This window comes from Thermalbibacter longus, assembly GCF_023806485.1.
Lineage (GTDB): Bacteria > Chloroflexota > Chloroflexia > Thermomicrobiales > Thermomicrobiaceae > Thermalbibacter > Thermalbibacter longus.
The window spans coordinates 310462-337375 of record NZ_JAMSLR010000002.1 but is presented as its reverse complement, the minus strand read 5'-3'; the positions used below and the strand labels follow the sequence as shown (position 1 = coordinate 337375).

General features: G+C 68.0%; 21 protein-coding genes and 1 pseudogene. 11 read left to right on the top strand and 11 right to left on the bottom strand.

Going from position 1 to position 26914, the window contains the following annotated elements:
• Window positions 1-310 precede the first annotated feature (310 nt).
• From NET02_RS04635 to NET02_RS16665, 3 genes and pseudogenes are all read right to left on the bottom strand, one after another.
• Entirely contained in the window at window positions 311-1771 is a 1461-nt protein-coding gene (locus tag NET02_RS04635; protein WP_284056204.1) for a phytoene desaturase family protein, read from the bottom strand.
• Window positions 1755-2012, bottom strand: a pseudogene (locus NET02_RS16670) (thioredoxin family protein); the annotation flags it as partial. The pseudogene NET02_RS16670 and the gene NET02_RS04635, both read right to left, overlap by 17 nt.
• A gap of 12 nt (window positions 2013-2024) precedes the next feature.
• The gene (locus NET02_RS16665) at window positions 2025-2477 is read right to left on the bottom strand and encodes a thioredoxin family protein (RefSeq protein WP_284056203.1); all 453 of its coding nucleotides are present in this window, start codon (window positions 2475-2477) and stop codon (window positions 2025-2027) included.
• 169 nt (window positions 2478-2646) lie between these two features.
• On the opposite strand from NET02_RS16665, the gene NET02_RS04620 reads away from it, so the two are divergent.
• The gene (locus tag NET02_RS04620) at window positions 2647-3522 is read left to right on the top strand and encodes a DUF72 domain-containing protein (protein ID WP_284056202.1); all 876 of its coding nucleotides are present in this window, start codon (window positions 2647-2649) and stop codon (window positions 3520-3522) included.
• An 11-nt stretch (window positions 3523-3533) separates the two neighbouring features.
• Here the strand turns inward: NET02_RS04620 and NET02_RS04615 are convergent, their stop codons facing one another.
• Window positions 3534-4433 carry a LysR family transcriptional regulator gene (locus NET02_RS04615; RefSeq protein ID WP_284056201.1) on the bottom strand — a complete coding sequence of 300 codons (900 nt, stop codon included), beginning with the start codon at window positions 4431-4433 and terminating at the stop codon, window positions 3534-3536.
• A gap of 344 nt (window positions 4434-4777) precedes the next feature.
• Between NET02_RS04615 and NET02_RS04610 the strand changes: the two genes are divergently transcribed.
• Together NET02_RS04610 and aceB are read left to right on the top strand one after the other, a co-directional pair.
• Window positions 4778-5941, top strand: coding sequence for an isocitrate lyase/PEP mutase family protein (locus tag NET02_RS04610; RefSeq protein WP_284056200.1), 1164 nt, complete (start codon window positions 4778-4780; stop codon window positions 5939-5941).
• Between the two features lie 136 nt (window positions 5942-6077).
• Window positions 6078-7649 (top strand): malate synthase A, encoded by a 1572-nt coding sequence (gene aceB / locus NET02_RS04605; RefSeq protein ID WP_284056199.1) that lies wholly within the window; start codon window positions 6078-6080, stop codon window positions 7647-7649.
• A gap of 50 nt (window positions 7650-7699) precedes the next feature.
• Here the strand turns inward: aceB and NET02_RS04600 are convergent, their stop codons facing one another.
• A complete protein-coding gene (locus NET02_RS04600) occupies window positions 7700-8653 on the bottom strand; it encodes an ADP-ribosylglycohydrolase family protein (protein WP_284056198.1) in 954 nt (317 codons plus the stop codon).
• A complete protein-coding gene (locus NET02_RS04595) occupies window positions 8641-9411 on the bottom strand; it encodes an NUDIX hydrolase (RefSeq protein WP_284056197.1) in 771 nt (256 codons plus the stop codon). The genes NET02_RS04600 and NET02_RS04595 overlap by 13 nt, the downstream gene beginning before the upstream one ends.
• 141 nt (window positions 9412-9552) lie before the next feature.
• Between NET02_RS04595 and NET02_RS04590 the strand changes: the two genes are divergently transcribed.
• Together NET02_RS04590 and NET02_RS04585 are read left to right on the top strand one after the other, a co-directional pair.
• Window positions 9553-9897, top strand: coding sequence for a tRNA-binding protein (locus NET02_RS04590; RefSeq protein WP_284056196.1), 345 nt, complete (start codon window positions 9553-9555; stop codon window positions 9895-9897).
• A gap of 110 nt (window positions 9898-10007) precedes the next feature.
• Window positions 10008-11651, top strand: coding sequence for a DHA2 family efflux MFS transporter permease subunit (locus NET02_RS04585; RefSeq protein ID WP_284056195.1), 1644 nt, complete (start codon window positions 10008-10010; stop codon window positions 11649-11651).
• Here the strand turns inward: NET02_RS04585 and uppP are convergent.
• The 5 genes from uppP to NET02_RS04560 form a co-directional block, all read right to left on the bottom strand.
• On the bottom strand, window positions 11643-12485 hold the full coding sequence (gene uppP / locus NET02_RS04580) for an undecaprenyl-diphosphatase UppP (RefSeq protein WP_284056194.1): 843 nt from the start codon (window positions 12483-12485) through the stop codon (window positions 11643-11645). The genes NET02_RS04585 and uppP overlap by 9 nt on opposite strands.
• Window positions 12486-13469, bottom strand: coding sequence for a lysylphosphatidylglycerol synthase transmembrane domain-containing protein (locus NET02_RS04575; RefSeq protein WP_284056193.1), 984 nt, complete (start codon window positions 13467-13469; stop codon window positions 12486-12488).
• 256 nt (window positions 13470-13725) lie between these two features.
• A complete protein-coding gene (locus NET02_RS04570; protein ID WP_284056192.1) occupies window positions 13726-15765 on the bottom strand; it encodes a YfhO family protein in 2040 nt (679 codons plus the stop codon).
• A 114-nt stretch (window positions 15766-15879) separates the two neighbouring features.
• Complete coding sequence (locus NET02_RS04565; RefSeq protein WP_284056191.1) at window positions 15880-17058, bottom strand: cystathionine gamma-synthase; 1179 nt, start codon at window positions 17056-17058, stop codon at window positions 15880-15882.
• A 13-nt stretch (window positions 17059-17071) separates the two neighbouring features.
• Window positions 17072-18475: a cystathionine beta-synthase gene (locus tag NET02_RS04560; RefSeq protein ID WP_284056190.1), complete on the bottom strand. Its 1404-nt coding sequence runs from the start codon at window positions 18473-18475 to the stop codon at window positions 17072-17074.
• A gap of 422 nt (window positions 18476-18897) precedes the next feature.
• Between NET02_RS04560 and NET02_RS04555 the strand changes: the two genes are divergently transcribed.
• The 6 genes from NET02_RS04555 (at window position 18898) to NET02_RS04530 (ending at window position 26900) form a co-directional block, all read left to right on the top strand.
• Window positions 18898-20598, top strand: a complete 1701-nt coding sequence (locus NET02_RS04555) for a cation:proton antiporter (RefSeq protein WP_284056189.1) — start codon at window positions 18898-18900, stop codon at window positions 20596-20598.
• A gap of 130 nt (window positions 20599-20728) precedes the next feature.
• On the top strand, window positions 20729-21427 hold the full coding sequence (locus tag NET02_RS04550; protein WP_284056188.1) for a GntR family transcriptional regulator: 699 nt from the start codon (window positions 20729-20731) through the stop codon (window positions 21425-21427).
• A gap of 154 nt (window positions 21428-21581) precedes the next feature.
• Window positions 21582-22871, top strand: coding sequence for an ABC transporter substrate-binding protein (locus NET02_RS04545; RefSeq protein ID WP_284056187.1), 1290 nt, complete (start codon window positions 21582-21584; stop codon window positions 22869-22871).
• Between the two features lie 57 nt (window positions 22872-22928).
• On the top strand, window positions 22929-24635 hold the full coding sequence (locus NET02_RS04540) for an ABC transporter permease (RefSeq protein WP_284056186.1): 1707 nt from the start codon (window positions 22929-22931) through the stop codon (window positions 24633-24635).
• Between the two features lies 1 nt (window position 24636).
• On the top strand, window positions 24637-25716 hold the full coding sequence (locus NET02_RS04535; protein ID WP_284056185.1) for an ABC transporter ATP-binding protein: 1080 nt from the start codon (window positions 24637-24639) through the stop codon (window positions 25714-25716).
• Window positions 25716-26900 carry a CaiB/BaiF CoA transferase family protein gene (locus tag NET02_RS04530; RefSeq protein ID WP_284056184.1) on the top strand — a complete coding sequence of 395 codons (1185 nt, stop codon included), beginning with the start codon at window positions 25716-25718 and terminating at the stop codon, window positions 26898-26900. Before NET02_RS04535 ends, NET02_RS04530 begins: the two co-directional genes overlap by 1 nt.
• The last annotated feature ends 14 nt before the right edge of the window (window positions 26901-26914 follow it).

The window sequence follows — 26914 nt, the reverse complement described above, 5'->3', positions numbered from 1 at the left end:
GCCAGTCCGCTCTCCAGCTCACAGGGAGCGAGGCCATCAGCACGTTCTCGTTCCCACCGGTCAAATCTGGATGCCACCACCCCCTTTCGCTCGCTGGGACAGGCGTTCGAGCCGTACCCCTCCCGTTCACTGGCTCGGAACAGTGGATGCCATTGTTCTTGCCTTGGGGAGGCGAGTCAACCGTCAATTGAACCAAATCTTGACCGTCGCGCAGCGGATTCGAGCGAGGCAGCGCCACCGCTCAGCCCTGGAGATTCCCCAGCGGAACTCTCTCGCTGCTCGCAGGCAGATGGCACTGTCACGCTGGAAGTCAGGCACGCCGGCGGGGTACCCGCAGCACTCGCCGCAGCGCCGCTCGCGCTGCCCAGTAGCCGCACATGCCGTGGACGCCGCCGCCAGGCGGGGTCGATGCCGAGCAGATGTACAGGCGGGGGTCGGGTGTCGTGTACGGGTTGAGCCGAGGCGCCGGCCGGGTGAAGAGCTGGCGTAGATCCTGGAGCCCCCCGTTGATGTCGCCGCCGACGTAGTTGAGGTTGTACTGCTCCAGGTCAGCCGGCCTCGAGACGCTCCGCGCCAGGATCAGGTCGCGGAAGCCGGGGGCGAAGCGCTCGACCTGCGCCTCGATGCGTTCCGTCATGTCGACGCGCGAGCTGTTGGGCACGTGACAGTAGGCCCAGGCCGTGTGCCTGCCCGCCGGCGCCCGGCTGGGGTCGAAGAGGCTCGGCTGTGCCAGGATGACGAACGGCCGCTCCGGGTGCCGGCCCGCGGTTACTGCCCGCTCGGCCGCCGCGATCTCGTCCAGCGTGCCTCCCAGGTGCACCGTCGCGGCGCGCTGGCACTCCGGGGCCCGCCAGGGGATCGGCCCGGCGAGCGCCCAGTCCATCTTGTACACGCCGGGGCCATAGCGGTAGCGCTCCAGCCAGCGCCGGTAGCCGGCGGGAAACCGCTGCCCAGCGATGGCCAGCACCTGCCGCGGCGTCAGGTCGAGCAGGACGGCCCGGCAAGGCGGTAGCTCGTCCAGCGCCCGCACCGGTCGACCGGTCACGATCTCGCCGCCGAGAGAGCGCACGTAGGCCGCCAGCGTGTCGGCGATGCGCTGGGAGCCGCCGCGCGGGAGCGGCCAGCCGGCCGTGTGGCCGAGCATGGCCAGCACCAGCCCGACCGCCGCGCTCGGGCTGCGCTCGAGCGGGAGCATGGAGTGGGCCGCCAGCCCAGCGAGCAGCGCGCGCGCCCGCTCGCCCTCGAACTGCTCGGACGCCAGCCCGACCACCGAGCGGAGCGCCTTCAAGCCGAAGCGCGCCAGCGCGAGGGGGTGACGAGGGATCCGGAACGGGCCGAGGATAAAGCGCAGGATGCGATCGGCATCGGCCACCAGCGGAGCCATCAGCCGCCGGTAGGCCGAGGCATCGGGCCCGAGCCCGGCGGCCGTCGCCTCCACCGTGCGCTCGAGCAGTACCGCCGTGCCGTCGTCGAGCGGGTGCGCCAGGGGTACTGGAGGCTGGATCCATTCCAAGCCGAAGCGGTCGAGCGGGAAGGTCTGGAAGAGCGGCGAGCCAGCGCCGAGCGGGTGGATGGCTGAGCAGACGTCGTGGACGAAACCGGGCAGGGTCAGTGCTGCCGAGCGCGTCCCACCGCCGACGCTCTCAGCGGCCTCGACGACGAGCACCTCGCAGCCGGCCCGCGCGAGCACGATCGCGGCCGCCAGCCCGTTCGGCCCCGCGCCGACGACGACCGCGTCGTACTTCGCCGGATCTCTAGGTGCGACGTCCATCGCCGGACGACGACGCGCCCTCCTCGGTCTCGGCCGGCCCGCCGGCCACCGACTCCACGGCGGCGACGAAGGCCGCCTCCGGCCGGGCGCCCTCGAACTCCAGCGTCTCGTCGATCACGATCTTGGGCACCGCGTAGATGCGGTAGCGCTGCGCGATGTGCGGGAACTCGCTGACCTCGACGACATCCGCCGTGACTTTGTCACTTTCGATAGCCATCATGTGCGCCAGCCTGGCGGCACGCGGGCAGTGCGGTCAGGTCGGCGTCACGAAGACCTGGATATGCACTGGGCGCGCCAGCTTGCCGAGGATCTCCCGGCTCAGCGGTTGCAGCCCGGTAGTGCCGCGGGAGACGTCGACCAGATCCTCGATCAGCGTTGCGAACTCGTAGCCGGCGGGTACACCGATGAAGCGTACCTTGCCCTTGTTCTTGCCCTCGAGGACGATCGCCGGGATCTCGGTGATGCCCTCTTGGGCCGCTTGCTGCCTGACCTGGAGAAAGTCGAGGAGCTCGAGTTCGATCTTGTCCGAGAGCGAGGCCAGCTCCTCCATCAACTCGTTCGTCTCTCGGCAGGTCGCGCAGTCGTAACCCGGGATGCTGAGCTGGGTCAGCTTCTGCGTGTAGAGCCGGATCTTGACCGGATCGGCCAGCCGCTCGGCGAAGAGCCGAGACAGGTAGTCGCGGTCAGCGTCCGAGAGGATCGCCATGCGAGACCTCCTCGCCAGATTCCAACGCGTCCCCACGGGGACGCATCCCTCCCGTGAGTATGTCATGCAGCCCGCCGAGCGGCCAGACCAGCGGGCGGCCCGGCGCGCTCCCCTCTGAGAATGCTACCCTTCCGTGTAGATCGACTTCGTCGCGAAGGGTGAGACCGTCATGGGCCAGCTCCTGATCGGCACCTCGTCGTGGACGGATCACGAGCCGTTCTATCCGCCGGGGATCAAGCCCGCCGAGCGCCTGCGCTTCTACGCGCGGTACTTCCCGATCGTCGAGGTCAACTCGACCTACTACCGGATCCCCGAGCGTCGCGTCGTGGAGGGCTGGGCGCAGCGAACGCCGCCGGGCTTCGTCTTCGACGTCAAGCCGCCGCGCGAGCTGACCAGCACGCCCGAGCAGCCGGGCGGCGAAGCCCCCACGCCGGACGCCGACGTGGCCAAGGCCTTCGCCGAGGCGATCGCTCCGCTGGCCGAGGCGGGCAAGCTGGGCGCTGTGACGTTCCAGTTCCCGCCGTCCTACCGCAACACCGAGGAGCACCGCGAGTACCTGCGCCTGCTGCCCGAGCTGCTGCCGGGCTTCCCTCTCTCGGTGGAGTTCCGCCGCCGCGACTGGCTCGACGAGGAGCACGCTGAGGAGACGCTCGAGCTGCTGCGCGAGGCTGGCCTGAGCTTCACGATGGTCGACGAGCCGCAGATCGGCGTCGGCAGCGTGCCGCCGATCTACGCCGTCACGAACCCGCGGCTCGCGGTCATCCGTTTCCACGGTCGCAACGCCGAGACCTGGTACCGCTTCACCGGCAAGACCGGCGAGCGTTTCAACTGGGACTACACGCCCGAGGAACTGGAAGAGTGGCGGCCGAAGATCCTGCGGGCCGTCGAGGAGGCGCAGGCCGTCCACGTATTCTTCAACACCAACTTCGGCAACCAGGGGCCGCGGAACGCCATGCAGTTGATGGACGTGCTCGGTATCGACCACCCACCGCTGCCGGGAGAGGGCGGCGAGGCCGAGCAGCGCCGCCTGTTCGAAGACGGCTAGCGACTGACCGCTCAGTGCGGCTGGAGCGCGTACTGCAGGAAGTAGTGCCAGAGGGCATCGGCAGCCGGGGAGGCCGGCCGCCCCGCCCGGCGCACGAGCGACCAGGAGCGCCGCACCGGGAAGCCCTCGACGTCGAGCACGACCAGCCGGCCGGTCTCTAGCTCGAGCTGGATCGCGTCCAGCGGCACCACGGCGATGCCGAGGTCTGCCGCTACCGCCTGCTTGATGGCGCCGCTGCTCCGCAGCTCCATCGCGATGCGCAGCGGCACGCCTGCCTCAGCGAAGATGCGCTCCATGTCGGCCCGCGTGCCAGAGCCCACCTCACGCACCAGGAAGAGCTCGCGCCCCAGCTCCGCCAGCGGGATGCTCCGCCGGCGGGCTAGCGGGTGCCGCGGCGAGGCGATCACCACCAGGTCGTTCGGCAGGAACTGCGCGATCTCCAGGTCGTGCGGGTCTTCGATCAGCCCCATGATAGCTACGTCCGCCTCGCCGGCCAGCAAGCGCTGCTGCACGGCGAAGCGGTTGAGCACGTCCAGCGAGAGCTCGATGCCCGGATAGGCGCGGTGGAAGGCCCCGAGCACCCGCGGCACCACGTAGATGCCGGCGGTGGTGCTGGCCGCGACCGCCACCCGGCCGCGCTGCAGGTTGTTGAGGTCGTGGACGGCCCGCATGGCGTCGTCGAGCAGCTCCATGACCTGCTCGGCATACGGCAGGAGCTGGCGCCCCGCCTCGGTCAGCTCCACCGAGCGCCCGGTGCGCTCGAAGAGAGTCAGGTGCAGGGTCTGCTCGAGCGCCCTGATCTGGGCCGAGACGGCTGGCTGGCTGACGCAGAGGGCCTGGGCCGCGCGCGAGAAGCTGCGGTGCTTCGCGACGGCGTGGAAGACCTGGAGTTGCCGGAGGCTGACATCCATATAGGTTTCTCCTATATGTCTATCGCTAATTGTTATTTGCCATTATATGCCGATACCGCTATGCTGTGAAGTACCACGTGACGCCGTGCCTCGCAACCCCTCATGGAGGGAGGTGGACGATGCCAAGGTTGTCCAGGCGAGACCAGGCCCAGCTCCTCACTGTCTCCAGTCGCGTCTCCCGGCCCTGCCTGAAACGCTTGCCCGGCCTCACCGCCGTAGTACAACGCTAGCCCCGGCCAGAACCGACCACGAGCGCGAGCGCCACCGAAGTGTCGGGTGGTGGCTTCCCTGCGCACGCCTCGACCTTCACGCGACCAGCAGAGAGCACAGAGAGGAGTACGACGATGTGGACGATCCCGAGCGCGTTGCCTGAGAACCCCGAGGCCCTGGTGCCGACCCCGCTCCTGCCGCCGGGCTACGCCGTCCCGGCCTCCCGCTGGGTGCATCCCAGCACGCGCCTGCGCCAGCTCCTGGACACCCTGCCCTACGTCTTCGCGCCAGGCATCTACGACCCGCACGGCGCCGAGCTGGTGATGTACTACCAGTTCCCGGCGGTCTACTTCAGCGGCTACTCGTTCGCCATCGGTCACCTCGGCACCACGGACATGGATCTCTACACCAGCGTCGAGATCGCCGACGGCGCCCGTCGCATCGTGATGGCCCTGCGCAAGTTCCAGCTTACGATGGCTGTCGGCGACCCGGAGAAGGGGATCCCGCCGAAGCACCTCCACATCCCCCCGGTCGTCGCCGACATGGACACCGGCTACGGCAACCTCTTCAACGTGCAGCGGACCGCGGAGCTGTACGTCGCAGCCGGCCTCGCTGGCGCCCACATCGAGGATCAGGTGATGCCGAAGCGCTGCGGTCATATCGGCGGCAAGGCGCTCATCCCGGCGCAGGAGATGGTCGGCAAGCTCCGCATGCTCCGTGCCGTGGCCGACGACCTCGGCAACCGCGACTTCGTGATCATCGCCCGGACGGACGCCGTCTCGGCCGTGGACGCGCCGGAGTCGACCCGCGGGCTGCCGCTCGCCATCGAGCGCGGGCTCCGCTACCTCGACTCTGGCGTGCCTGATCTCCTGTGGTGCGAGTTCCCCACGGCCGACCGCCGGCCGCTCGAGACCTTCGTCGAGGAGGTCAAGAAGCGCTTCCCCCAGGCCCGCTTCGCGTTCAACTGGTCGTCCTCGTTCAAGTGGTTCGCCGAGCCGAACCCGATCTCCTTCCGCGAGCTAGGGGAGATGGACGTCAAGTTCATCTTCATCACGCTCGCGGCCCAGCACGCTATGGGCTACGGCTTCAGCGAGCTGCTGCAGGCCCTAGGCCGCGAGCACGAGCAGGCGTACATCGCGCTCCAACGAAAGGAGTGGGCGCCCGAGGCCGACTTCCCCACGCGGAGCCATCACCTGTTCTCCGGCGTTCCTTACCATCACCACCTAGGTAAGGCATACGACGCGCCGCGGCTGGGGAGCGAGTTCGAGGAGCCGTTGCCGGAAACGGCTGTCGTCTAGCGGAACCGGGAGCGCGGGCAACGGCCCGGAGCGAGGCGGCTTCCCGAGAAGGTGGCCGCCTCGCTGCTGTCCCAATATGATGCGCGGTAGACTATGCGCATATCAGCTCTGTCGTTCGGAGAGGGAGGAGGCCTATATGAGCGAGCCGATCCGCGTTGCCGGCCCGGTGACGCCCGAGTTCGCGGAGATCCTCACGCCCGAGGCGCTGGATTTCGTCGCGAGCCTGCACCGCGAGTTCAACCCCCGGCGCCTCGAGCTGCTCGGCCGCCGCGCCGAGCGGCAGCGGCAGCTCGACGCCGGCGAGTTGCCCGACTTCCTCCCCGAGACCGCCCACATCCGCTCCGCTGACTGGCGAGTCGCGCCGGCCCCGCCAGACCTTCAGGATCGCCGCGTCGAGATCACCGGCCCCGTAGACCGGAAGATGATGATCAACGCGCTCAACTCGGGCGCGAAGGTGTTCATGGCCGACTTCGAAGACGCGCTCTCCCCGAGTTGGGAGAACGTGGTGCAGGGGCAGATCAATCTGCGCGACGCTGTCCGGCGCGCGATCACCTTCGAGGGGCCAGACGGGCGCGTCTACCGGTTGGCTGAGCGCACGGCGACCCTGCTGGTGCGCCCGCGCGGCTGGCACCTCGACGAGCGGCACGTGCTGGTCGACGGGCGGCCGATCTCGGCGAGCCTCTTCGACTTCGGGCTCTACTTCTTCCACAACGCCCGCGAGCTGCTCGACCGCGGCACCGGCCCCTACTTCTACCTCCCGAAGCTGGAGAGCCACCTGGAGGCGCGTCTCTGGAACGACGTCTTCAACTTCGCCCAGGACACGCTCGGCATCCCGCGGGGCTCCATCCGCGCGACTGTGTTGATCGAGACGATCCTGGCTGCCTTCGAGATGGACGAGATCCTCTACGAGCTGCGCGAGCACTCGAGCGGGCTCAATGCCGGGCGGTGGGACTACATCTTCAGCATCATCAAGAAGTTCCGCCACCGACCCGACTTCCTCCTGCCCGACCGGGCCCAGGTCACGATGACGGTGCCGTTCATGCGCGCCTACACCGAGCTGCTGGTCAAGACCTGTCACCGCCGCGGCGCCCACGCCATCGGGGGCATGGCTGCCTTCATCCCCAGCCGGCGCGACCCGCAGATCAACGAGGTCGCGCTGGCGAAGGTGCGCGAGGACAAGGAGCGTGAATCGGGCGATGGCTTCGATGGAACCTGGGTGGCGCATCCCGACCTGGTGCCGGTGGCGATGGAGGTCTTCGACCGCGTGCTGGGCGATCGCCCGAACCAGGTCGAGCGCCAGCGCGACGACGTCCAGGTCACGGCGGGGGATCTGCTCGACGTGCGCGTGCCGGGCGGCCAGATCACCGAAGCGGGCTTCCGCAACAACGTCAGCGTGGGGCTCCAGTACCTCGACTCCTGGCTCCGAGGACAAGGGGCGGCCGCCATCTTCAACCTGATGGAGGATACGGCGACGGCCGAGATCTCCCGCGCCCAGCTCTGGCAGTGGCGGTATCACCGCGCCTCGCTGGCCGACGGGCGACCCATCACGGCGGAGCTCTACCGGCAGGTGCGCGACGAGGAGGTCGGCAAGCTCGGCGGCCGAAGCGCTGGGCGGCTCGCGGAGGCGATCGAGATCCTCGATCGCCTCGTGCTCGAGGACGAGTTCACCGAGTTCCTGACGTTCCTGGCCTACGACTACATCGACTGAGCGGAGCGACGACCCGGAGCTGGTCAGAGGAGTCCAGGCGCGGCGGAGACCTACGCTCCCTCGCTGCCTGGCTCCGGCGAACGGGCGAGATCGAGCAGCCGATCAGCGAGGGCCACCAGCTCGGCCCGCCCGCGCAGGACGCCGAGCCAGCGCTGCGGGATGCCGGTGATGCCGGCACGCGCCCCGGCCAGCGCGCCGGTCACCGCCCCAGCGGTGTCGGCATCGCCACCGAGGTTCACCGCCGCGACCACCGCGTCCTCGAACGAGCCATGGCACGAGACGGCCCAGAGGGCGATCCGCAAGGTGTTGAGCACGTAGCCGGAGGTGGCCGCCGTCTCCGGGTCGAGCGCCGGCGCGTCCTCGACCGCGCGTCGCACCGCGGGCTCCGGCACCGCGGCCGCGGCGGCGAGGAGGGCCTCAGCCGGAGCTGCGTTCGCCTGGATCGCGGTGGCGATCGCCTGCCCCAGCGCGACGCATGCCCACATCGCCTCCGGGTGCGCGTGGGTGATCCGCGACACCTCCAGGCTCGCCTGCACCAGCTCGCGCGGTCGCCAGGCGTGGAAGAGCGCGACCGGCGCTGTCCGCATCAGCGAGCCGTTACCAGCCGCTCGGTACGGGGCCGCGCGGTAGACCCGCTCGGCGGCCTCCTCCCAGCGCTCACCGGCGGCGATCCTGGAGAGGACGCGCGCCACGGTTGTGCCGACGTCCTTGGGGCCGCGCAGAAACCACTCGACGAAACGCCGCGCGATGTCCCCCGGCTCGACGCGACCGAGCTCCACGATGCTCCTGGCGATGCAGAGGGCCATCTCGGTGTCGTCCGTCACCTCGCCGGGTGCGAGGCTAAGCCAGCCTCCGCCGATGATCTCGCGGTGGACACCGAAGCGGGCACGAATCTCGCTCGCCGAGCAAAGCTCGACGGTCGCGCCGAGGGCGTCACCGACAGCCAGACCAGCGAGGCAGCCGCGGAAACGGTCGCGCGCGACCCGCTCGCTCACCGCGTCCATGTCCCACCTCGCTCCCCACCGCCCTGCGCCCTTCGGCGAAGTTCGAACCAACCAGGAGGGGTTCCCTCAAGCAGGCGGCGCAGTGTCTCCGCCATCCACTCCCAGTACCTGTCGTCGTCGGGCACGAGCTGCTCTAATGTCAACGCCGCCTCGCGGGGCGCGTCCAGGCCTCCATCTGCTCGCACCGGCAGCTCCCACACCGGAGCCGTCGCGTGCTCCCCGGCGACCAGCGCGCGCAGGTCGGGCAACTCCACGACCAGCAGCGCCTCGACCTCGCCTGCGTCCGGGGCGAGCCTCTCGGGAGCCGCCGGCAGCGGTAGCGCGAAGATGTCCTGCACCTCGCGGTCGATCCAGCCGGAGCCAGCGCGCTCCATCCACCGCCGGCCCACCGGGACGAGCGCTTCGGCTCGCACGGCCAGGCCCAGCTCCTCGCGCAGCTCGCGGAGCACCGCCGACCGGGCCGGCTCGTCTCGCCCGAGGCGGGAACCCGGCTGCTCCCCGGCCCGATAGTGACCGCCGACGCTGACGTCGACCATTCCCGCCATGGTGTCCTTCCAGCGGCTACGCCGCTGCAGCAAGAGGCACGGCTCACCGGCGCCGTCTCGCCAGGCGATCCAGACGTGGAACGCGCCGTGCCAGTCCCCGTCGCGGTGGACGGCATGACGGGGCTTGACGGTGCCAGTTGGCCGCCCGTCCGGGTCGAGGAGCTCGAACGGCTCGTCCGGCGGGTCGACGGGGTTCACGTACGTCTCGCTCATGCGCAGAGTCTACCGCACGCTGGCTGCCTGCACGTGTGCTAGGCTAAGTCGCTTCGCGGCGAGGGACGCGGAGGAGCGTACCCCAGCAAAGGTCGCGACGCGAGGCAGCGGTGATGTCCGGCAGCGAGGAGAGCCGAGAGCATGGAGCTGAAAGACACGATCACGGTCGAGGAGTTCCAGCAAGTCGACATGCGCGTCGGGCGGATCGTGGCCGTCGAAGAGTTCTCCGAGGCACGCAAGCCGTCGTACAAGCTCACGATCGACTTCGGCCCGCTGGGCACTCGCCGCTCGTCGGCAGCGATCCGGCCGTGGTACCGGCCAGAGGAGTTGCTCGGCCGCCTCGTGATTGCCGTGGTGAACCTGCCGGTGCGTCGCGTCGCCGGGTTTCCCTCGGAGGTGCTCGTGCTCGGCGCGATCCAGGCCGACGGCCGCGTGATCTTGCTGCAGCCCGACACCGAGGCCGAACTGGGCAGCTTCATCGCTTGAGCAGACCGGAACCGACGCACAGGCCACCACGACGGGGGCCACACCTCGGGACGAGCGGTGTGCTATACTCAGGGCAGGTGTAGTTTTAGAAAAGATTAGGTAGGTAAAGCATGAGCGAGTCGAATCCGGGCACAGGCCGCTGGTTCGGGCTGGGATTTCTCGCTGTCGGGCTCGCGATGATCATCGTCGACGCCACGATCGTCAACGTCGCCGTGCCGAGCATTATCGCCGACCTGCAGATCGCGGCCACCGACGCCGAGTGGATCAACACCGTCTACTCGCTGGTCTTCGCGGCGCTGTTGATCTCCGTCGGCCGGATCGGAGACCTGATCGGGCGCAAGCGCGTCTATCTCGGCGGGCTCGTCCTCTTCGTGCTCGCCAGCCTGCTCTGCGGCGCGGTGCCGAGCGGAGGGTGGCTCATCGCGGCCCGCGCGCTGCAGGGCATCGGGGCGGCGCTCATCCTACCCTCGACCCTGTCGAGCGTCAACGCGATGTTCCGCGGTCGCGAGCGGGGGATCGCGTTCGGAATCTGGGGATCGGTGATCGGCGGCATGGCTGCCCTCGGCCCCCTCGTCGGTGGGTGGCTGACGACATCCTATTCGTGGCATTGGGCCTTCTACGTCAATCTGCCGATCGGAGTGGTCGCGTTTGCGGGCACGGCGCTGCTCGTCCCGGAGACGCGTGACCCTGCGGCCCAGCGTGGCCTCGACCCACTCGGGATCGCGTTGAGTAGCACGGGCTTCGCTGCCCTGGTCTTCGGCCTCATCGAGGGTGAGCGCTATGGCTGGCTGCGTCCAGCGATGCCGTTCCGGATCGGTGACTGGAGCTGGCCGCTCAGCTCGCTGTCGCCGGTTCCCGTTGCGCTCGGGCTCGCTGCGCTCCTGATTCCCCTGTTCTTCGCACACCAGCGCTGGCGTGGCGACCGCGGGCGACCGGTGCTCGTCGACCTGGCCTTGTTTCGCTACCGGAGCTTCCGCTGGGGCAACCTGACCGCCCTGATCGTGAGCCTCGGCGAGTTCGGCATGGTGTTCGTGCTCCCGCTCTTCCTCCAGGCAGTCCTGGGCTACAGCGCGTTCGAGACCGGTATCGTCCTGTTGGCACTGGCTGCCGGCGCCTTTATCGCCGGGCCTGCTGCCGCAGGCCTGGCACAGCGCTTCGGGCCGCGACGGGTCGTGACGGCCGGCATGGCGCTGGAAGCGGTCGGACTGCTCGGCCTCGCCGCCCTGCTCTCGCCCGAGACGAGCGGCATCCGGTTAGCGCCAGCGCTCCTCGTCTACGGTGTCGGTGTCGGGCTGGCCACCAGGCAGCTTACGAGCGTGATCCTGGCCGAGGTGCCTGCCACCCGCTCGGGACAGGCATCGGGCATCCAGAGCACGACGCGCCAGATCGGCTCGGCCCTCGGCATCGCGATCCTCGGCACGCTCCTAGCCGCTGGCCTGGCAACGAGCACCCGCGACCGCCTGGAAGGCATACCGGGGATCCCTCAGGCGCAGGTGATCGAGATCTCGCAGCTCGTCAAGCGAACCGCCGGACAGGTACTCCCCGAGCTGCGTCGCCAACCGGGATCCGAGCCGGTGGTAGAGGCGATCGAAGAGGCGTTCACTTGGGCAGCCCGGCGTGACGCGGTCGTCGCCGCAGGATTCATCCTCGTCGGTTTCGCGGCGAGTTGGCTGCTGCCGGACGTGTCTGGCCTGCAACGGCAGGCCGGAGCCGCGGAGACCGTAGAGACCGCCGTGGGGCGTCCGTCATCCTGAAGCGCGCCAGAGCGCGAGGGCTAGCACCGCTGTACCCAGAACCAGGCGATACCAGACGAACACGAGCGCGCTGTGCCGCTGGAGGAAGCGCAGGAGAAACGCGATCGCGAGGTAGCCCACCACGGCGGCACTGATCGTGCCTGCCGCGAAGATGAGACGCTCTTCGGCGGGCAGCCCCGCCCGGAGGAGATCGATCCCCTCGAGCAGACCGGCGCCCGCGACAGCCGGCACGCCCAGCAGGAACGAGAAGCGGGCCGCTGCGTCCCGGCGCAGGCCCAGGAAGAGGCCAGCGGTGATCGTGCTCCCCGAGCGCGAGACGCCCGGCAGGAGCGCCAGAGCCTGCGCCAGCCCGACGACGATGCCGTCCCAGGCAGTGACATCGCTCAGGTCTCGCCGGTGGCGCGCCAGCCATTCGGCCAGCGCCAGCAGCAGGCCCAGGCCGATCAGCAGTAGCGCGCTGACCATGATCGCCCTGTCGCCTCCACCGCCGGAATGGAAGTAGGCATCCAGCGCGTCCGAGCCGAGAAACCCGGCCACCGCCGCGGGGATCGACCCGATCGCGATGATCAGAGCCAGCCGGGCGTCCGGATCGGCCGTCCAGCGACGGGTCTTCAGGCCACGCAGCAGGCCGGCTGCCATCGCCAGCAGATCGCGCCAGAAATAGGTCACAACGGCGGCCAAGGTTCCGAGGTGGAGCGCCACGCTGAAGGCCAGGCCAGGCTCGGGCCAGCCGAGGAGCCAGGGGACGATCAGGAGATGCGCCGAGCTGCTGATCGGCAGGAACTCGGTCAGTCCCTGCAGGACGCCGAGCAGGATCGCCTCGAACACGCCCACCTAGCTCGCTGCCTCCTCGACCGAGCTGCGCCGTAGCTCCCGCCAGGACAGGCTCTCGCGCCACCAGAAGAGCAGGCCCCAGAGGGTCACCGGCAGGTAGAGCACCGCGTGGAGTACCAGCGCGTACGAGAGCGCCAGCTCGCGGCTGATCCCGACGACCCCGACGAGCACCAGCAGCACGCCGGCCTCGAACGGGCCGATGTAGCCGGGGGAGGACGGGATCAACGTCGCCAGGTTGGCCACTGCCGTCGTCAGCAGGATGACGAGCATGCTGAGCTGGAGATCGAACGCCTGGGCCACCACGGCATAGGTGAGCGCCTCGAACAACCAGGCAGCGATGGAGGTCGCGGCCACGGCGAAGAGCTCGCGGCGTCGCTGGAGAATGCTCAGGCCGAGGACGATGGAGTGCGCCATGCGCTCGGCGCGCTCGCGCAGATGAGCCGGCAAGCGCGGCAAGGTACGGGCGAGCAGCGGCTCCCGCACGCGCCGGTTGCTCACGATCGCCAGCCCGACCAGCAGGGGTACGAAGAGCAACCCAGCCACGACGGCCAGGTGGCGGAGCGGCGAGGTCAGCGCGACCGAGAGCGACGCCACCAGCATGAACGCCAGCATCGTCAGGCCGTCGAACAGGCGCTCGACCGCGATCGTCGTTAAGGCGGCCGTCTTCCGCACGCCCGCGCGCGTCGACAGCGCGTAGGCGCGCACGAACTCGCCGGCCCGCAGCGGCAAGACATTGTTCGCCATGTAGCCGATGACCACGACCGGGAACAGGTCGGCCCAGTGGACGCGGCGGGCGCTCTGGAGCAGGAGCGACCAGCGGACTGATCGAACCCAGACGCCGCTGAAGTAGAGCGCCAGCGCCGGGATGACGTACCAGTACTCCGCGCGCTTCAGCGCGCTCCAAACGGCCTCGAAGTCCTGCCCGCGCAGGGCGAGGAAGAGGAAGACCAGGCTGACTGCGATTCCGACAATCGTGCGCCGCACTCGTACCCAATCGCGCGCTTTTGTCTCACACGCGTGGGGAGCGAGCAAGATGGATCGATTCCCGTCACCCGTACCACTGTCCTGGCCCCACGCGCCAGCACAACGCCGCTGAGTATAGCTTCGGCCACTGATGGCGACCACTGGAGGCGATCGCCACGACGCTGATGTGCTCGCCCTGTCACCAGAGGCAGTTGCGAAAATGGGAGAGGGCCAACCCCGATGCTCACGTCGCGGTGCCTATCGGGGACCAGCTCTCTCAGCGCGCTGGGCAGCCGGCCCGCTCGTAGAGCACCAGGCCACCGCGCTGCTCGACCCCTCGCGCGCCCGGGTAGCCGAACTGGGCTGGATCGACGTCGAGCGGCAACACGGCGTAGCAGACAGCGGGTGGCGCCTCCGGCAAGCGCCAGTAATCGAGCTGCCCCCGGCCGTAGACACGGTGGCCCGTCCGCTGCAGGATCGCGGCCAGCATGCCGAAAGTCGCCGGGTCGCGCTCGAGCGCGGGCAGGTCGACCGGCGCGCCGCCGGGCACCGCGGCGGCCAGCTCCCAGAGCCATGGGTTCGGCTCCAGTGTGAAGACGTAGTTGGGCCCGCCGATGACCTGCCTAAGCTGCGGATACGCAGCGATCCTCTGGAGCACCGGATCCTCGGCCGGCGGGCGGCTCGGATCGGCATGGTAGGCCACGGTACGCACCCCGATCCCCTGTAAGAGCGCGATCGTTTCCGGCGACGGAAACTCCCGCATCCGGTCGCGGAAGGCGTAGTAGGCTGGCGGCGTGATGCCGCTGTAGCCGTTGACCAGCGGGTTCCAGTGGAATGTGGACCAGTAGTTCGGCCAGGCCGAGGCGACGACCCCCTCGCCCATCGGCAGCTCGATCGCCGGGGCAGGGTTTGCCTGCATCCAGGCGTAGTCCGGTCGCTGCAGCTCGGCGTGGGTGACCGGCAGCGGGTCGCCGACGGCGACGGCGTGCAGCCCTTCCGCGAGCAGCGCGGCTGCGAGGACAAGCCCACCCAGCACGATAACCGGCCGGTTCGCGCGGAGCCGCTCGACCAGCCGAGCAACGCCGAGGCCGGCCAGCGCCGCCAGCCCTACCAGCGCCAGGAGGCCGAACCTGGCCGGAACCCGGATCGCCTTGAAGCCGGGCACATACTCGTAGAGCAGGCGGTAAGGCAACGGCAACTCGCGCCCCAGAACATGGGCCGAGATGCCGAAGCTGAAGACAACCGAGACGCCCACCAGCACAAGTAGCGCCCAACGCGCCCAGCCTCCCCGACGCTCGGTTACCCCGACGAGCGCGAGAGCGCCGACTAGCAGGCCAGGGAACAGATCCTGCTCGAGGTGCCGGTGGAAGCGGCCGCCCAGGAAGTCCCCGTACAGGCGGTGAGACGGGCTGACAGCCAGGTAGTCCGCAGGCCGCGCGCTCCACTGGGCGACCTCCGCCGGGGTGCGCTCGGCACCCAGTTCCTCGTGCACCTGCCAGTACGGCAGCAGCGTGGGCAAGAGCACGATCAGCGCGACCAGGCAAGCGAGGGCTGACCACGCGCCCCCCACCAGCGCGCGACGTGATCGCTCGAAAAGGAGCCCGAGGCCCAGCACGACAGCGAGCAGGACGCCGAGGAAGGCGAAGTAGTAGATCCCGGACAGGCCCTGGGCGACGACCACCAGGCCGAGCACCGCGGCCCAGCGGAACGAGCCCTGCCGCAGCGCCCGCCGGGCAGCGAGCACGCCGAGCGGGAGCCACTGGGCCGAGAGCAGGTGCAGGTGCTCGAGGTGGGCAAGTCTCGGCGACGCGGCTGCGTAGGCGAGCCCGGCCAATAAGCCCGCCGCGCGGCTACCGGTGAGATCGAGCACGAGCGCATACATGGCCAGGCCGGAGAGAGCCAGCGCTAGCCAGGTGGCCACGTTGTCCGCCAGAATCGGGTTCTCGGTAATCAAGAGCACCGGCGCCACCATCAGCGCCTGGCCGAACAGGTGATCGGAGTAGGCGAGCGTGTTGCGGTAGGGATAGAAGATATTCGCGTTGAAGACGCCGAGCGGATCAGTCTTCCAGGCGTGTACATCCCAAGCCAGCGTCCAGGCCTGAAACACTGGATCTCCCCAGCTCACCGGCCGGTGGACCGGGTCGCTCGCCAGTGGCCAGGTGACGACCAGCGCCAGCAAGACGAACGCGGCGCCGGCCAGCAGGTCAGCGAGCCAGCTCCTGGCCAGCCTCCGCGTTGCTGGCCCCGGGGCTCGTGCTGTCGAGGCCGCAGCGGTCTCTGGTTGTCCTTCGCTGCTGTCCAGCGTAGCCCTCTTCACCCAGGCACCTTGCAGAGATCGCCTCCACTTGCCGCCAGGTACAGAGGGTAGCTGTGGCGGTCTCCTCACACCAGGCGACTACAAGCAGCCCGATGCGAGCAGGGATCCGTCCGCCTACCCGCTCGCCCGGGCGGCGGTCGAGATGCGGGCTAGGGCCTGGCGCAGGTCGGCCAGCAGGTCATCCACGTGCTCGATCCCGACCGAGAGCCGGATCAGGTTCTCCGCGACCTCGTTCCCTGAGCCGGCCATGCTGGCATGCGTCATCGCTGCTGGGCACTCGATCAGCGACTCCACGCCGCCCAGGCTCTCGGCTAGGGTGAACACCTTCGTTCCCTCGACGACCGCCCTCGCCGCGTCAGCGCCACCACGCACGGCGAAAGACACCATGCCACCGAAGCCGCGCGGCATCTGCCGGCGGGCCACCTCGTGCCCAGGATGGTCGGGCAGCCCAGGGTAGAAGACCCGCTCGACCGCCGGGTGCGCGCGGAGCATCTCCGCCACCGCCATGCCGTTCGCGCTGTGCTGGCGCATCCGCACCGCCAGCGTCTTGATCCCGCGCAGGATCAGCCAGCAGTCGAACGGCCCGGGCACGTCGCCGCAAGCGTTCTGCAGGAACTTGAGCCTCTGGTAGATCTCTGGGTCGTTCCCCAACACCGCGCCGCCGATCACGTCGCTGTGTCCCCCGAGGTACTTGGTCGTGCTGTGGAGCACCAGGTCGGCGCCGAGGGCGAGCGGCCGCTGCAGGTACGGCGAGGCGAACGTGTTGTCGACCACCAGCAGCGCGCCGTTGCTGTGCGCGATTTCAGCCAGCGCGGCGATATCGACGATCTTCAGGTACGGGTTCGTGGGCGTCTCGACCCAGATCATCCGCGTCTCAGGCCGAAGCGCGGCGCGCACGCGGGCAGGGTCGGTGAGATCGACCAGCGAGTACTCGATCCCGTAGCGGGCTACCACGCGCGCCATCAGCCGGTAGGTGCCGCCGTAGACGTCGTCTGAGAGGATGACATGGTGGCCGGGATCGAGCAGGTACCAGACGTTCTGGGTGGCGGCCAGGCCTGAGGCGTAGCACAAGCCCCAGCGCGCGCCCTCCAGCGCGGCCAGCGCCGTCTGCAGGGCAGTGCGCGTCGGGTTATCGGTGCGGGCGTACTCGTAACCCTTATGCCGGCCGACCCCGTCCTGCGCAAAGGTCGAAGTCTGGTAGATGGGCACGATCACCGCACCGGTGGCTGGGTCCGGCTCCTGGCCGGCGTGGATCGCCAGCGTCTCGAAGTGCGGGCCGTCGGCCTGAGTCATCGCGTTATCCCTCTCACGACGCGATCTCGTTCCGGTGCGCGACGAAGCTGAGCAGGTCCGAGCGGGTGACGATCCCCACCACCGTGCCGCGCTCCTCGACCAGCACGGCCGGCGAGCCGGACGAGAGCAGCGGGAAGATCCGCTCCACCTCCTCGTTGCGATCGACGAGCGGAAACGGCAGATCCATCACTGCGCCGATGCGCTCGTGGATCGCCTCCGGGCGCCGGTAGACCCGATCCAGCAGCGTCCGCTCCTCGATACTGCCCACCACCTGGTGCACCGCGATCGGCCCGGCCGGGTCGGCGTCGTCGCGTAGCACGGGCATCTGCGAGATCCGGTAACGCTGCATCAGGTCGATCGCCTCCCCCACCGTCTGGTTCGCCCGCACGCTGACCACTGCCGGCAGCTCGCTCGGCTCACGAGCCTCTAGCAGGCGCGCCACGCGCGCTGGCGGGCCGAACCGGGCCAGGAAGCCGTTCTCGCGCATCCAGTCGTCATTGTAGATCTTCGAGAGGTAGCCGCGGCCGCTATCGGGGATGATCACGACGATGAGCGTCGCTGGATCGTCCTCGCGCTGTGCCACCTGGAGCGCCGCCCAGACGGCCGTGCCGCCGGAGCCGCCGATCAAGATCCCCTCCTCGCGGGTGACTCTGCGCGCGGTTAGGAAGGAGTCGCGATCGGAGACGGTGATCCACTCGTCGACCACCGAGGGCTCGAAGGTGCCCGGCCAGAAGTCCTCCCCGATCCCCTCCACCTTGTAGGGACGGACGTTCTCGGGTTGGGTGTAGATCGATCCCTCGGGGTCAGCGCCGATGACCTTGATCGCCGGGTTCTGCTCCTTCAGGTACCAGGCTACGCCGGTGATCGTACCACCGGTACCCACGCCGGCCACCAGGTGAGTCACCTTCCCCTCGGTCTGCTGCCAGATCTCCGGGCCCGTCGTCTCATAGTGCGCGCGCGGGTTCATCGGGTTGAAGTACTGGTTGGGCTGGAAGGCGCCAGGGATCTCGCGGGTCAGCCTGTCAGCCACGCTGTAATAGCTCTCCGGCGACTCGCGGGGCACAGCCGTGGGCGTTGTGACCACCTCGGCACCGTAGGCGCGCAGCAGCGCGATCTTCTCGGCAGAGACCTTGTCCGGCATGACGAAGATGCAACGATATCCCTTGATCGCCGCCGCCATCGCGAGCCCGACGCCAGTGTTCCCGCTCGTCGGCTCGACGATGGTACCGCCCGGCTTGAGCCAGCCGCGCCGCTCGGCCTCCTCCAGCATCCGGAAGCCGATCCGATCCTTGACGCTGCCGCCGGGATTGAGGAGCTCCAGCTTGGCCACCACGCTCGCGTGGAGGCCACGGGTCACGGCATTGAGCCGTACCAGCGGGGTGTTACCGACCAGCGAGAGCACATTGGGGTAGATCATCGCGCTGCCCAGCTCGGGCCCGAGCCCCTTCCGCGAGCCGGCAATCCAGGAAGGCGCCGGCATTGTAGCACAGGGTACCGCTTCCGGCCGCTTCCAGCTCAGGGCGCTCAGTGGGCGATGACTCCCAGGCCGGCCGGATCCTGCCTAATCCTGACCCTCCCAGGCACGCGCTGCCCGGCACTTGGCGAACAGGCAACCGTATCGACTATCTTTAGCGTAGGGCTGGTTCGCCGGCCCGACTGTTTCGGCCTCGTTCCACGTACGCGATCTACGCCACCGCGCAGCGCTCGGCGCTCGGGGGCAGGCAGACGTTCGGAACCAGCACAGCCTGGCTGGGCACTCGATGGTAGCGTGCCGCATTCAGACAGGCGAGTCGTCATGCTCGTGACCGCGCCCCTTCTTCGGTACCTGCTAGGGGGTCGATGGCTCAAGACATCTTGCTCGTCAACCTGGCATTTGCGCTGGTCGCCGGGTTCATCGGGGCAGCTATCGCCACGAGGCTCGGCCAATCAGCGATCGTCGGGTACATCCTCGGTGGGATCCTGATCGGGCCACACACACCCGGCTTCGTCGGAAATCCGGAGATAGTGGAGGCGCTCGCGAATATCGGGATCATCCTGCTGATGTTCGCGGTCGGAGTTCAGATCTCCATCGACGACCTTCTCCGGGCAGGGAGAATCGCTATCCTCGGCGGCCTGCTCCAGGTGATCGTCACGATCGCGCTCGGCTATGCGATCGGCGTCGCGCTCGGATGGAGTCCCCTGGAGGCGTTCGTCTTCGGCTCGGTCGTCTCGAACTCGTCGAGCACTGTGCTCAGCAAGGTGCTGGGCGATCGGGGAGAGATGGACACCACGCACGGGCGCATCGGGCTGGCGTGGTCAACGGTGCAAGATCTCAGCACCGTCGCGCTCGTCGTCATCTTCTCGGCCCTCGCGATCGAAGGGAACGACCTGTGGACCGAACTCGTGGTGGCGATCGGAAAGGCGGGGCTGTTCCTCGTCATCCTCCTACCGGTCGGGTGGAAACTCTTGCCCTGGTTCTTCGAACGAGTAGTCGGTCCGCAGAATCGCGAAGTCTTCATCGTGGCGGTCGCTGCCTTCGCGCTCGGCACCGCGTACGTCTCGTCCTTCTTCGGGCTCTCGCTGGCGCTGGGCGCGTTCGTGGCCGGCATCGTGGTGAGCGAGTCCGATATCTGGCACCAGATCCTGGACGATATCATCCCGCTCCGCGATCTCTTCATCGTCCTTTTCTTCGTTTCAGTGGGCATGCTCGTGGACCCAGCCTTCATCGTGCGCAACATACCCCTGGTGCTGCTCGGCGTGGCCTCGATCTCCGTGCTGAAAGGCATGATCGTCGCTGCGATCATGCTGCTGTTCCGCTACCCTCTCGGCTCATCGATCCTCACCGGCATCGTTCTGGCTCAATCGGCGGAGTTCTCTCTGCTGCTGGCGCGCGAGGGAGCTGAGCTGGGGATCGTTGGATCGACGCTCTTCAATTTGATGGTGTCCAGCGTCGTGTTGAGCATCTTCCTCGCCCCGCTTCTCCACCTCGCCGGCCAGCCGCTGATCGCCCGGATCCAGCAACTCCTGCCCGCGAGCGAGCTTTCCCGGCTTCCGGCTCTTGAAAATCCGGACTCGCACCTCCGGGGACATGCGGTGATCATCGGCTACGGGCGCGTCGGTGGGGTCATCGGGGATGCGTTACGCCGTCGAGGCTTCCCGTTCCTCGTCATCGACCACGATCAGGGCGTCGTTCGCCGTCTCCGTGCTCAGGGTATCCCCGCGCTCCTCGGCTCGGGGGACAATCGCACCCTGCTCGACCAGGCACGGCTCAGGCAGGCGCGCGTGCTCGTCATCGCGATCCCGGATGCGCTGAGCACGCGCCACATCGTGGACTACGCGCTCCAGGTCAATCCCGACCTTCACATCGTCGCCCGGACGCATACGCGCCGTGAGCGCGCGTTCCTGGTCGAGCGCGGCGTCAGCGAGGCGGTGATCGGCGAACTCGAGCTGGCCCTCGAGATGGCGCGTTTCACCTTACACCGGTTCGGTGTCAGCACGATCGAGACCCAGGCATTCCTCCAGAAGCTCCGCACCCAGCAGGACAGTACCAGCCAGCTCTAACACCGTTTCCCGCAGATCGCCAGGTGGCCACCAGCCACGGCTCCTTTACCCGCACGGCGACCCGCGGGCTCAGAGTTGACAACGAGCAGGATTCGGTATACTCGGTATACCTGGAAAGCGAACTCCGCCGATGATCGAGATCGAGCCGATCGCCGATACGAGCCTCTATCGCTCTGACGAGGCGTACGAGCGCTTGAAGCGCGCGATCGTTCGTGGCCGACTTCCACCTGGCGTGCGGCTACGTGAGAGCGAACTGGCTGCCCGGCTCGGCGTGAGCCGCACGCCGGTCCGCGAGGCTCTTCGCCGACTTGCCGCCGAGGGGCTCGTCCGTCTCCAACCAGGGCGCACCGCCGTCGTCGCCGATCTCGATCCCGCGGCGCTGCGCGATCTCTACAGTGTCAGAGCTGTACTCGAAGGGATGGCCGCGCGCGAAGCCGCACGCAATGTCTCCCCACCGGTACTCGGGCTCCTCGGTGGGCTCACCGCCCAAATGGCCGATGCGCTCGAGCGTGGGGACGACGAGCAGCTCGAGGCACTCAATACCCAGTTTCACCTGGCCGTGGCTCAGGCCAGTGGGAACCGTTATCTCATGCGGCTCCTGATGGAGATGGAGCCGCAGGTCGAGCGCTTCCGCTTCGTCGCCCTCCGCGATCCGGCACGTCGGAAACGGTCGTATGAGGAGCACTGCGTAATCTATGCGGCGGTCCGCGATCACGATGCCGACCGCGCGGAGCAGGCTGCGCGCCATCATGTCGAGCGCGCGCTGGCCTGGCGCCTGGCTCGCGACACCGAGCAGCGAGGTGGGTCACCCCGAGATACAGAACGCTAGCCGCAGATGCCGTGGGATCTGTACCTGCATTCAGCCTGTAGTGCGAGGCGAGTCAACGTGGAAAGGGGGTGATGCCAGAGGAGGAGATTGCGGAGAGACAGGAGGAGCCGATCGCGCGCTCCCGGGAGCGCACGAATGGAGAGGAGAACCTGCCATGACTGAGTTTACCCGTCGTTTCGCCCTCAACGACCGCTCGCTGAGCCGCCGGGCCCTGCTGCGATTGCTGGCCGCCGGCGGTGCTGGCGCGCTGCTGGCGGCCTGCGGTGGCGGTGCGGAGCCCACACCGACACCGGCAACCGGCGCCGCCACTCCGACCGGGGCGGCGCGGACGCCCACGCCAGCGGCCACGCCGGCGACCAGCCCGGCTGCCGGCGCGACACCGACCGTCCAGGCTGCGCCCACCGGGACTACCGAGGGCGGCTGGCCAGCCTACTATCCAGCCGACTACGACCAGATCGTCGAGGCTTCCCGCGGGGAGGATCGACTCATCGTCTATTCCATCATGTCAGAGCAGAATTGGGCGCCAGTGCTCGAAGCCTTCAACCAGCGCTACGACTGGATCACTGTCGAGACCAGCGACCTGGGTTCGTACGAAGTCTTCGAACGTTACTACCCGGAAGCCGCCAGCGGCGCCCGAACTGCCGATATGATCATCACCTCGGCACCCGATGCCTGGCAGGAGTTCATCTCCCGAGACGAGCTGAACGTCTACCAGTCTCCGGAGGCCCAGTACCTACCCGACTGGGCACAACTCGCTGAGGGCGTCTACGTCGTCTCGGCTGACCCGCTTGTCTTCATCTGGAATAAGCAGTTGGTCCAGACTCCGCCCAAGACGATGGCCGAGCTCGCCGAGATGGTGCAGGCCAACCCCGGAGACTGGCAGGGTCGGATTACCACCTACGACGCCGAGCAGGTCGCAACCGGATTCGCTGCATTCTGGTTCTGGATCAAGAAGGCCGGTGAGCAGGGCTGGGATATTCTGAGCAGGATCGGCCAGGCCAGCGTCCAGGTGCAGTCATCTGCAGGCCGAATGGTCGACGCGACGCTGGCGGGGGAGGCGAAACTCGGCTTCTTCGTCTCCACGATCTCGGTCTTCCCGCGCTACCCTGAGGCCGAGCCGGTACTCGGTTGGGGGTTGATCGGCGACGGCACCCCGCTGAACACGCGCGGAGCCGGCATAACCAAAGCTGCACAGAGCCCCAACTCAGCTCGACTCCTCCTCGACTTCATGCTGTCGCGCGAGGGCCAGATCGCCTGGGCCCAGGGAGGACTCACACCGTACCGCCCGGACGTGGCTGATCAGGTTGAGTTTCACCTCAACACCGTCATCGCAGAGATCGGCCAGGAGAATGCGCTGCCGTTCTCCTTCGATCCCGATCTGACCGATCAGGCCAAGACGCAGGAGTTCCTGAGCCGCTGGAAGCAGGCGTTTGGCCGTCCATGAGGGCCAAAACCGGCGTAAGCGGGCAAGCGGCCGCTGTGAACCGGTGTGGAGGGGACCATGACCGTAACGGTCGAAGCAGCCAGGCCAGTCACGCGGCGATCACTCGACCTGCCTGTCCAGGTGGCGCTCGCCGCCGCGACGGTGGCTCTCGTGTTCTTTCCGCTGGTACCTATCCTGGTACAGGCTTTCAGCACCCGGCCTCTCTATGACCCGGTGCGCGCCTTCACGCTGTCCAATTTCACGCGCGTCCTAAGCAGCGGCGCGTTCTGGAGCGTGGTCGGCACGACGGTCGCGTTCGCAGCACTCACGACGGTGCTGGCGGTCACGCTGGGCACAGTGCTGGCGATCCTGATCGAGCGCACCGATCTCCCGGCCCGTGGGCTACTGAACAGTCTCGTCATCCTCCCCTTTTACGTGTCGCCGCTCGTCCTGGCGTTTGCCTGGGCGGTGATCTACGGCCCGCAGGGCTACCTCACGATCTGGGCGCGTCAACTCATCGGCCACGACCCTTGGAATCTCTACAGCATCCCCGGTCTGGCTGTCGTCTCGATGGTCTACTACGTGCCCTACACCTACCTGTACTGCACGGCCGCGCTGAGCCTCTCAGATCCCCAGGTCGAGGATGCGGCGCGGATCGCCGGTGCCGGGCCGCTGCGGGCGATCCGCGCCGTCACGTTGCCGCTCCTTCGTCCCGCCATCACTTATAGCGCGCTTCTGACCTTCGTCTCGGCTCTGGAACTCCTATCGATCCCGCTCGTGCTGGGCACCCCTGCCGGCATCCGAGTGCTCGCGAGCTACCTCTATATCCTCGGCATTGCCGGGGGCAGGATCGACTACGGTGCCATCGCTGCGATCTCGGTCCTCACGGTTGCCATCGTCACTGCGCTGGTCTGGGTGCAGGAGCGGCTGGTCAGCGAGGAACGGCGGTTTGTCACCACCGGAGGCCGGGCTTCCCGTATCCGGCCCATGCAGCTGGGGTCCCTTCGCTGGCTCGCGTTCGTGTTCGTGATGGCGTACTTCACGTTCGCGGTGCTGCTCCCGCTGAGCGGCATCGTGGCACAGTCAGCGACCGCCTTCCTCAGCCCGTTGATTAACCCGCTCCAGGTGCTGACCTGGGAGAACTACCGCTTGATCCTCGAGACAGAGGCATATCGGCGCTCGATCGTGAACAGTCTGATTATCGCCACGCTCGGCGGGGCGATCGGCATCCTCTTCATGGCCTTCATCTCGCTGATGTCCTACCGATCGGAATTTCCTGGCCGGCGTGCTCTGACGTACCTTGCGCTCTACCCGCGCGCGATCCCCGGGATCATTGTCGGCATCGGCTTCCTGTGGGCCTTCCTGCTCATTCCCGGCCTGGGCGCAGTGCGCAACACGATTTGGGCTCTGATGGCAGCCTTCATCATGCGCTACATCCCTCTCGGCTTCGGCGCGGTCAGCCCGGCGATCCTCCGCATCTCACCCGAACTCGACCGCGCCGCCCGGGTGGCTGGTGCCGACTGGCTGGGAACGACGCGCCGGATCCTGCTCCCGCTGGTGCGTCCTGCTCTGCTCTCCGGGTACACCCTGCTCGTCATCACCTTCCTGAAGGAGTACTCGAGCGCGTTGTTCCTCTTCGCCCGGGGCTCCGAGGTCATCGGGACGACGATGATCGAGCTCTGGCGGCAGGGAAATTCTGGCCCGGTCGCGGCCCTCGCCAGTATCCAGATCGTTCTGACTCTCATCGTCCTGGCAGCCAGCAGCGCCCTGCTGCGGAGGAGGTAGCATGGGTGATCTCGTTATCGAAGGCCTCGTCAAACACTACGGGCCAGTGCTCGCCGTCGACAACGTGTCGTTGACCGTGCCGGCCGGCAAACTGGTGAGCCTGCTCGGTCCCTCAGGGTGTGGAAAGACGACCACCCTCAACTGCATCGCCGGGCTCGAGCGGCCGGACGCCGGCGTCATCCGCGTTGCCGGAACCATTCTCACCGATGCGTCCCGGCGGATCTTCTTGCCACCCGAGCGACGCCGGCTCGGTATGGTTTTCCAGAGCTACGCGCTCTGGCCACACATGACGGTCTTCGACAACCTTGCCTTCGGCCTGCGGCTGCAGAAGGTACCACGGGACGAGATCCACCGGCGGATCACCGAGGTGCTGGAGCTGGTCGGCCTCGGTGGGATGGAGCGGCGATACCCGTACCAGCTCTCCGGTGGCCAGCAGCAGCGCGTTGCGCTGGCGCGAGCGGTTGTGAGCCAGCCAGCAGTGTTGCTGCTCGACGAGCCGCTTTCCAACCTGGACGCCAAGGTGCGTGAGCAGGCTCGCTTCTGGCTGCGCGAGTTCCAGCAGCGACTCGGGATTACCACTGTGTATGTCACCCACGATCAGGCGGAGGCGCTGGCCATCTCCGATCTCGTTGCGGTGATGTCTGCCGGAAAGGTGCTCCAGTACGGCCCGCCCAGGGAGATTTACGAGCGACCGGCGACCCGCTTCGTCGCCGACTTCATCGGAGCGACCTCGTTCCTGGACGGCACTGTCAGCGACCGCTCAGACGGCCTGCTCCGCGTACGGGTGGGTGGAGAGATCGAGCTCTGCGTGACCCACGCGCTGGCCCGGCAACCAGGCGAGCCGGTGGTTCTCGCGGTGCGGGCAGAACGCATCACGCTCGCCGCGGATGGGGATACCGTCAACATCGTGCCAGGAATCAAACGCAGCCAGGTCTACCTCGGCTCCCGTTACCAGTCGCTCGTCGAAACCCCGGCTGGGACCCTGCGCGTCGAGACCGCGATGGAGTTGCCCGATGGCAAGGTGCGGCTCAAACTGCCGCCTGAGGCACTGGTAGTCCTGCCTCCGGAGGAGGGAAGCTGATGCCGAAACCGCTCGCCGGGATCCGGGTGCTCGATCTCTCACGCCTGGTGGCCGGCGGCATGCTTGGGATGCTGCTGGGTGACTTCGGAGCCGATGTCGTCAAGGTGGAGCAGCCAGGGCGGGGTGACCCGCTGCGCACCTGGACGACCGGCGATCGCCCGTACTGGTGGCGGGTCTATGGCCGAAACAAGCGATCGATCACGCTCAACATGGCGCACCCGAGGGGTCGTCACCTTCTTCTGCACCTGGTACCGCGCTTCGACGTGCTGGTGGAGTCGTTCGTGCCCGGCAAGCTGGAGAGTTGGGGCCTCGGCCCCGACGCCCTCCTCGAACGGAACCCGAAGCTGGTGATCGTCCGCATCTCCGGCTGGGGCCAGGATGGTCCATACCGCGACCGGCCGGGGTTCGGCACGCTGGTGGAGGCCGCCAGCGGCCTCGCTGCCATGACCGGGGAGCCGGACGGCCCACCGCTCCTCCCGCCGTTCCCGATGGCCGACATGTACGCCGCGCTCTACGCGGCCAGCGCCACGTTGATGGCGCTCTATCACCGGGATGTTCACGATGGAAGCGGCCAGGTCATCGATGTCGCCCTCTTCGAGGCGATCTTCTCGGTTCTGGGTCCGCTAGCGGCCGAGTACGCCGAACTCGGAGTCGTCCGGACACGCCAGGGCAGCCGCTCCCGCAACGCCGCCCCGCGCGGCATCTACCGGACGGCCGACGGCGAATACCTCGCGGTCAGCGCCTCGACGCCCGATACAGCCGAACGCTTCCTGCGCGCCTACGGCCTCGGATACCTTCTGGAAGACCCGCGCTTCGCCACCAACGAGGCACGAGTCCGGCATGCCCGTGAGTTGGACCGGCTCGTCGAGGAGGCAATCGCCAGCCGTACCCTGGAGGAGAACCGGCAGATCATCGAGCGCCACCGGCTAACCGCCGTACCCGTACAAACCATCGCCGACATCGCTCGTGATCCACACTGGCAGGCGCGCGGGCTCTTCCTCGACGTCGTCGACGAGCAGGGCTTTGTGCGCATGCACCGGGTCATCCCGCTCCTATCCGAGACACCCGGTGAGATTCGGCACCCTGGCCCGGCCCTCGGTGCTGACAACGATGCCATCTACCGCGACGAGCTCGGCCTGAGTGACGAGGAGCTTCAGGAGCTCCGCGCAGAGGGGATCATCTGAATAGACGAAAGCGA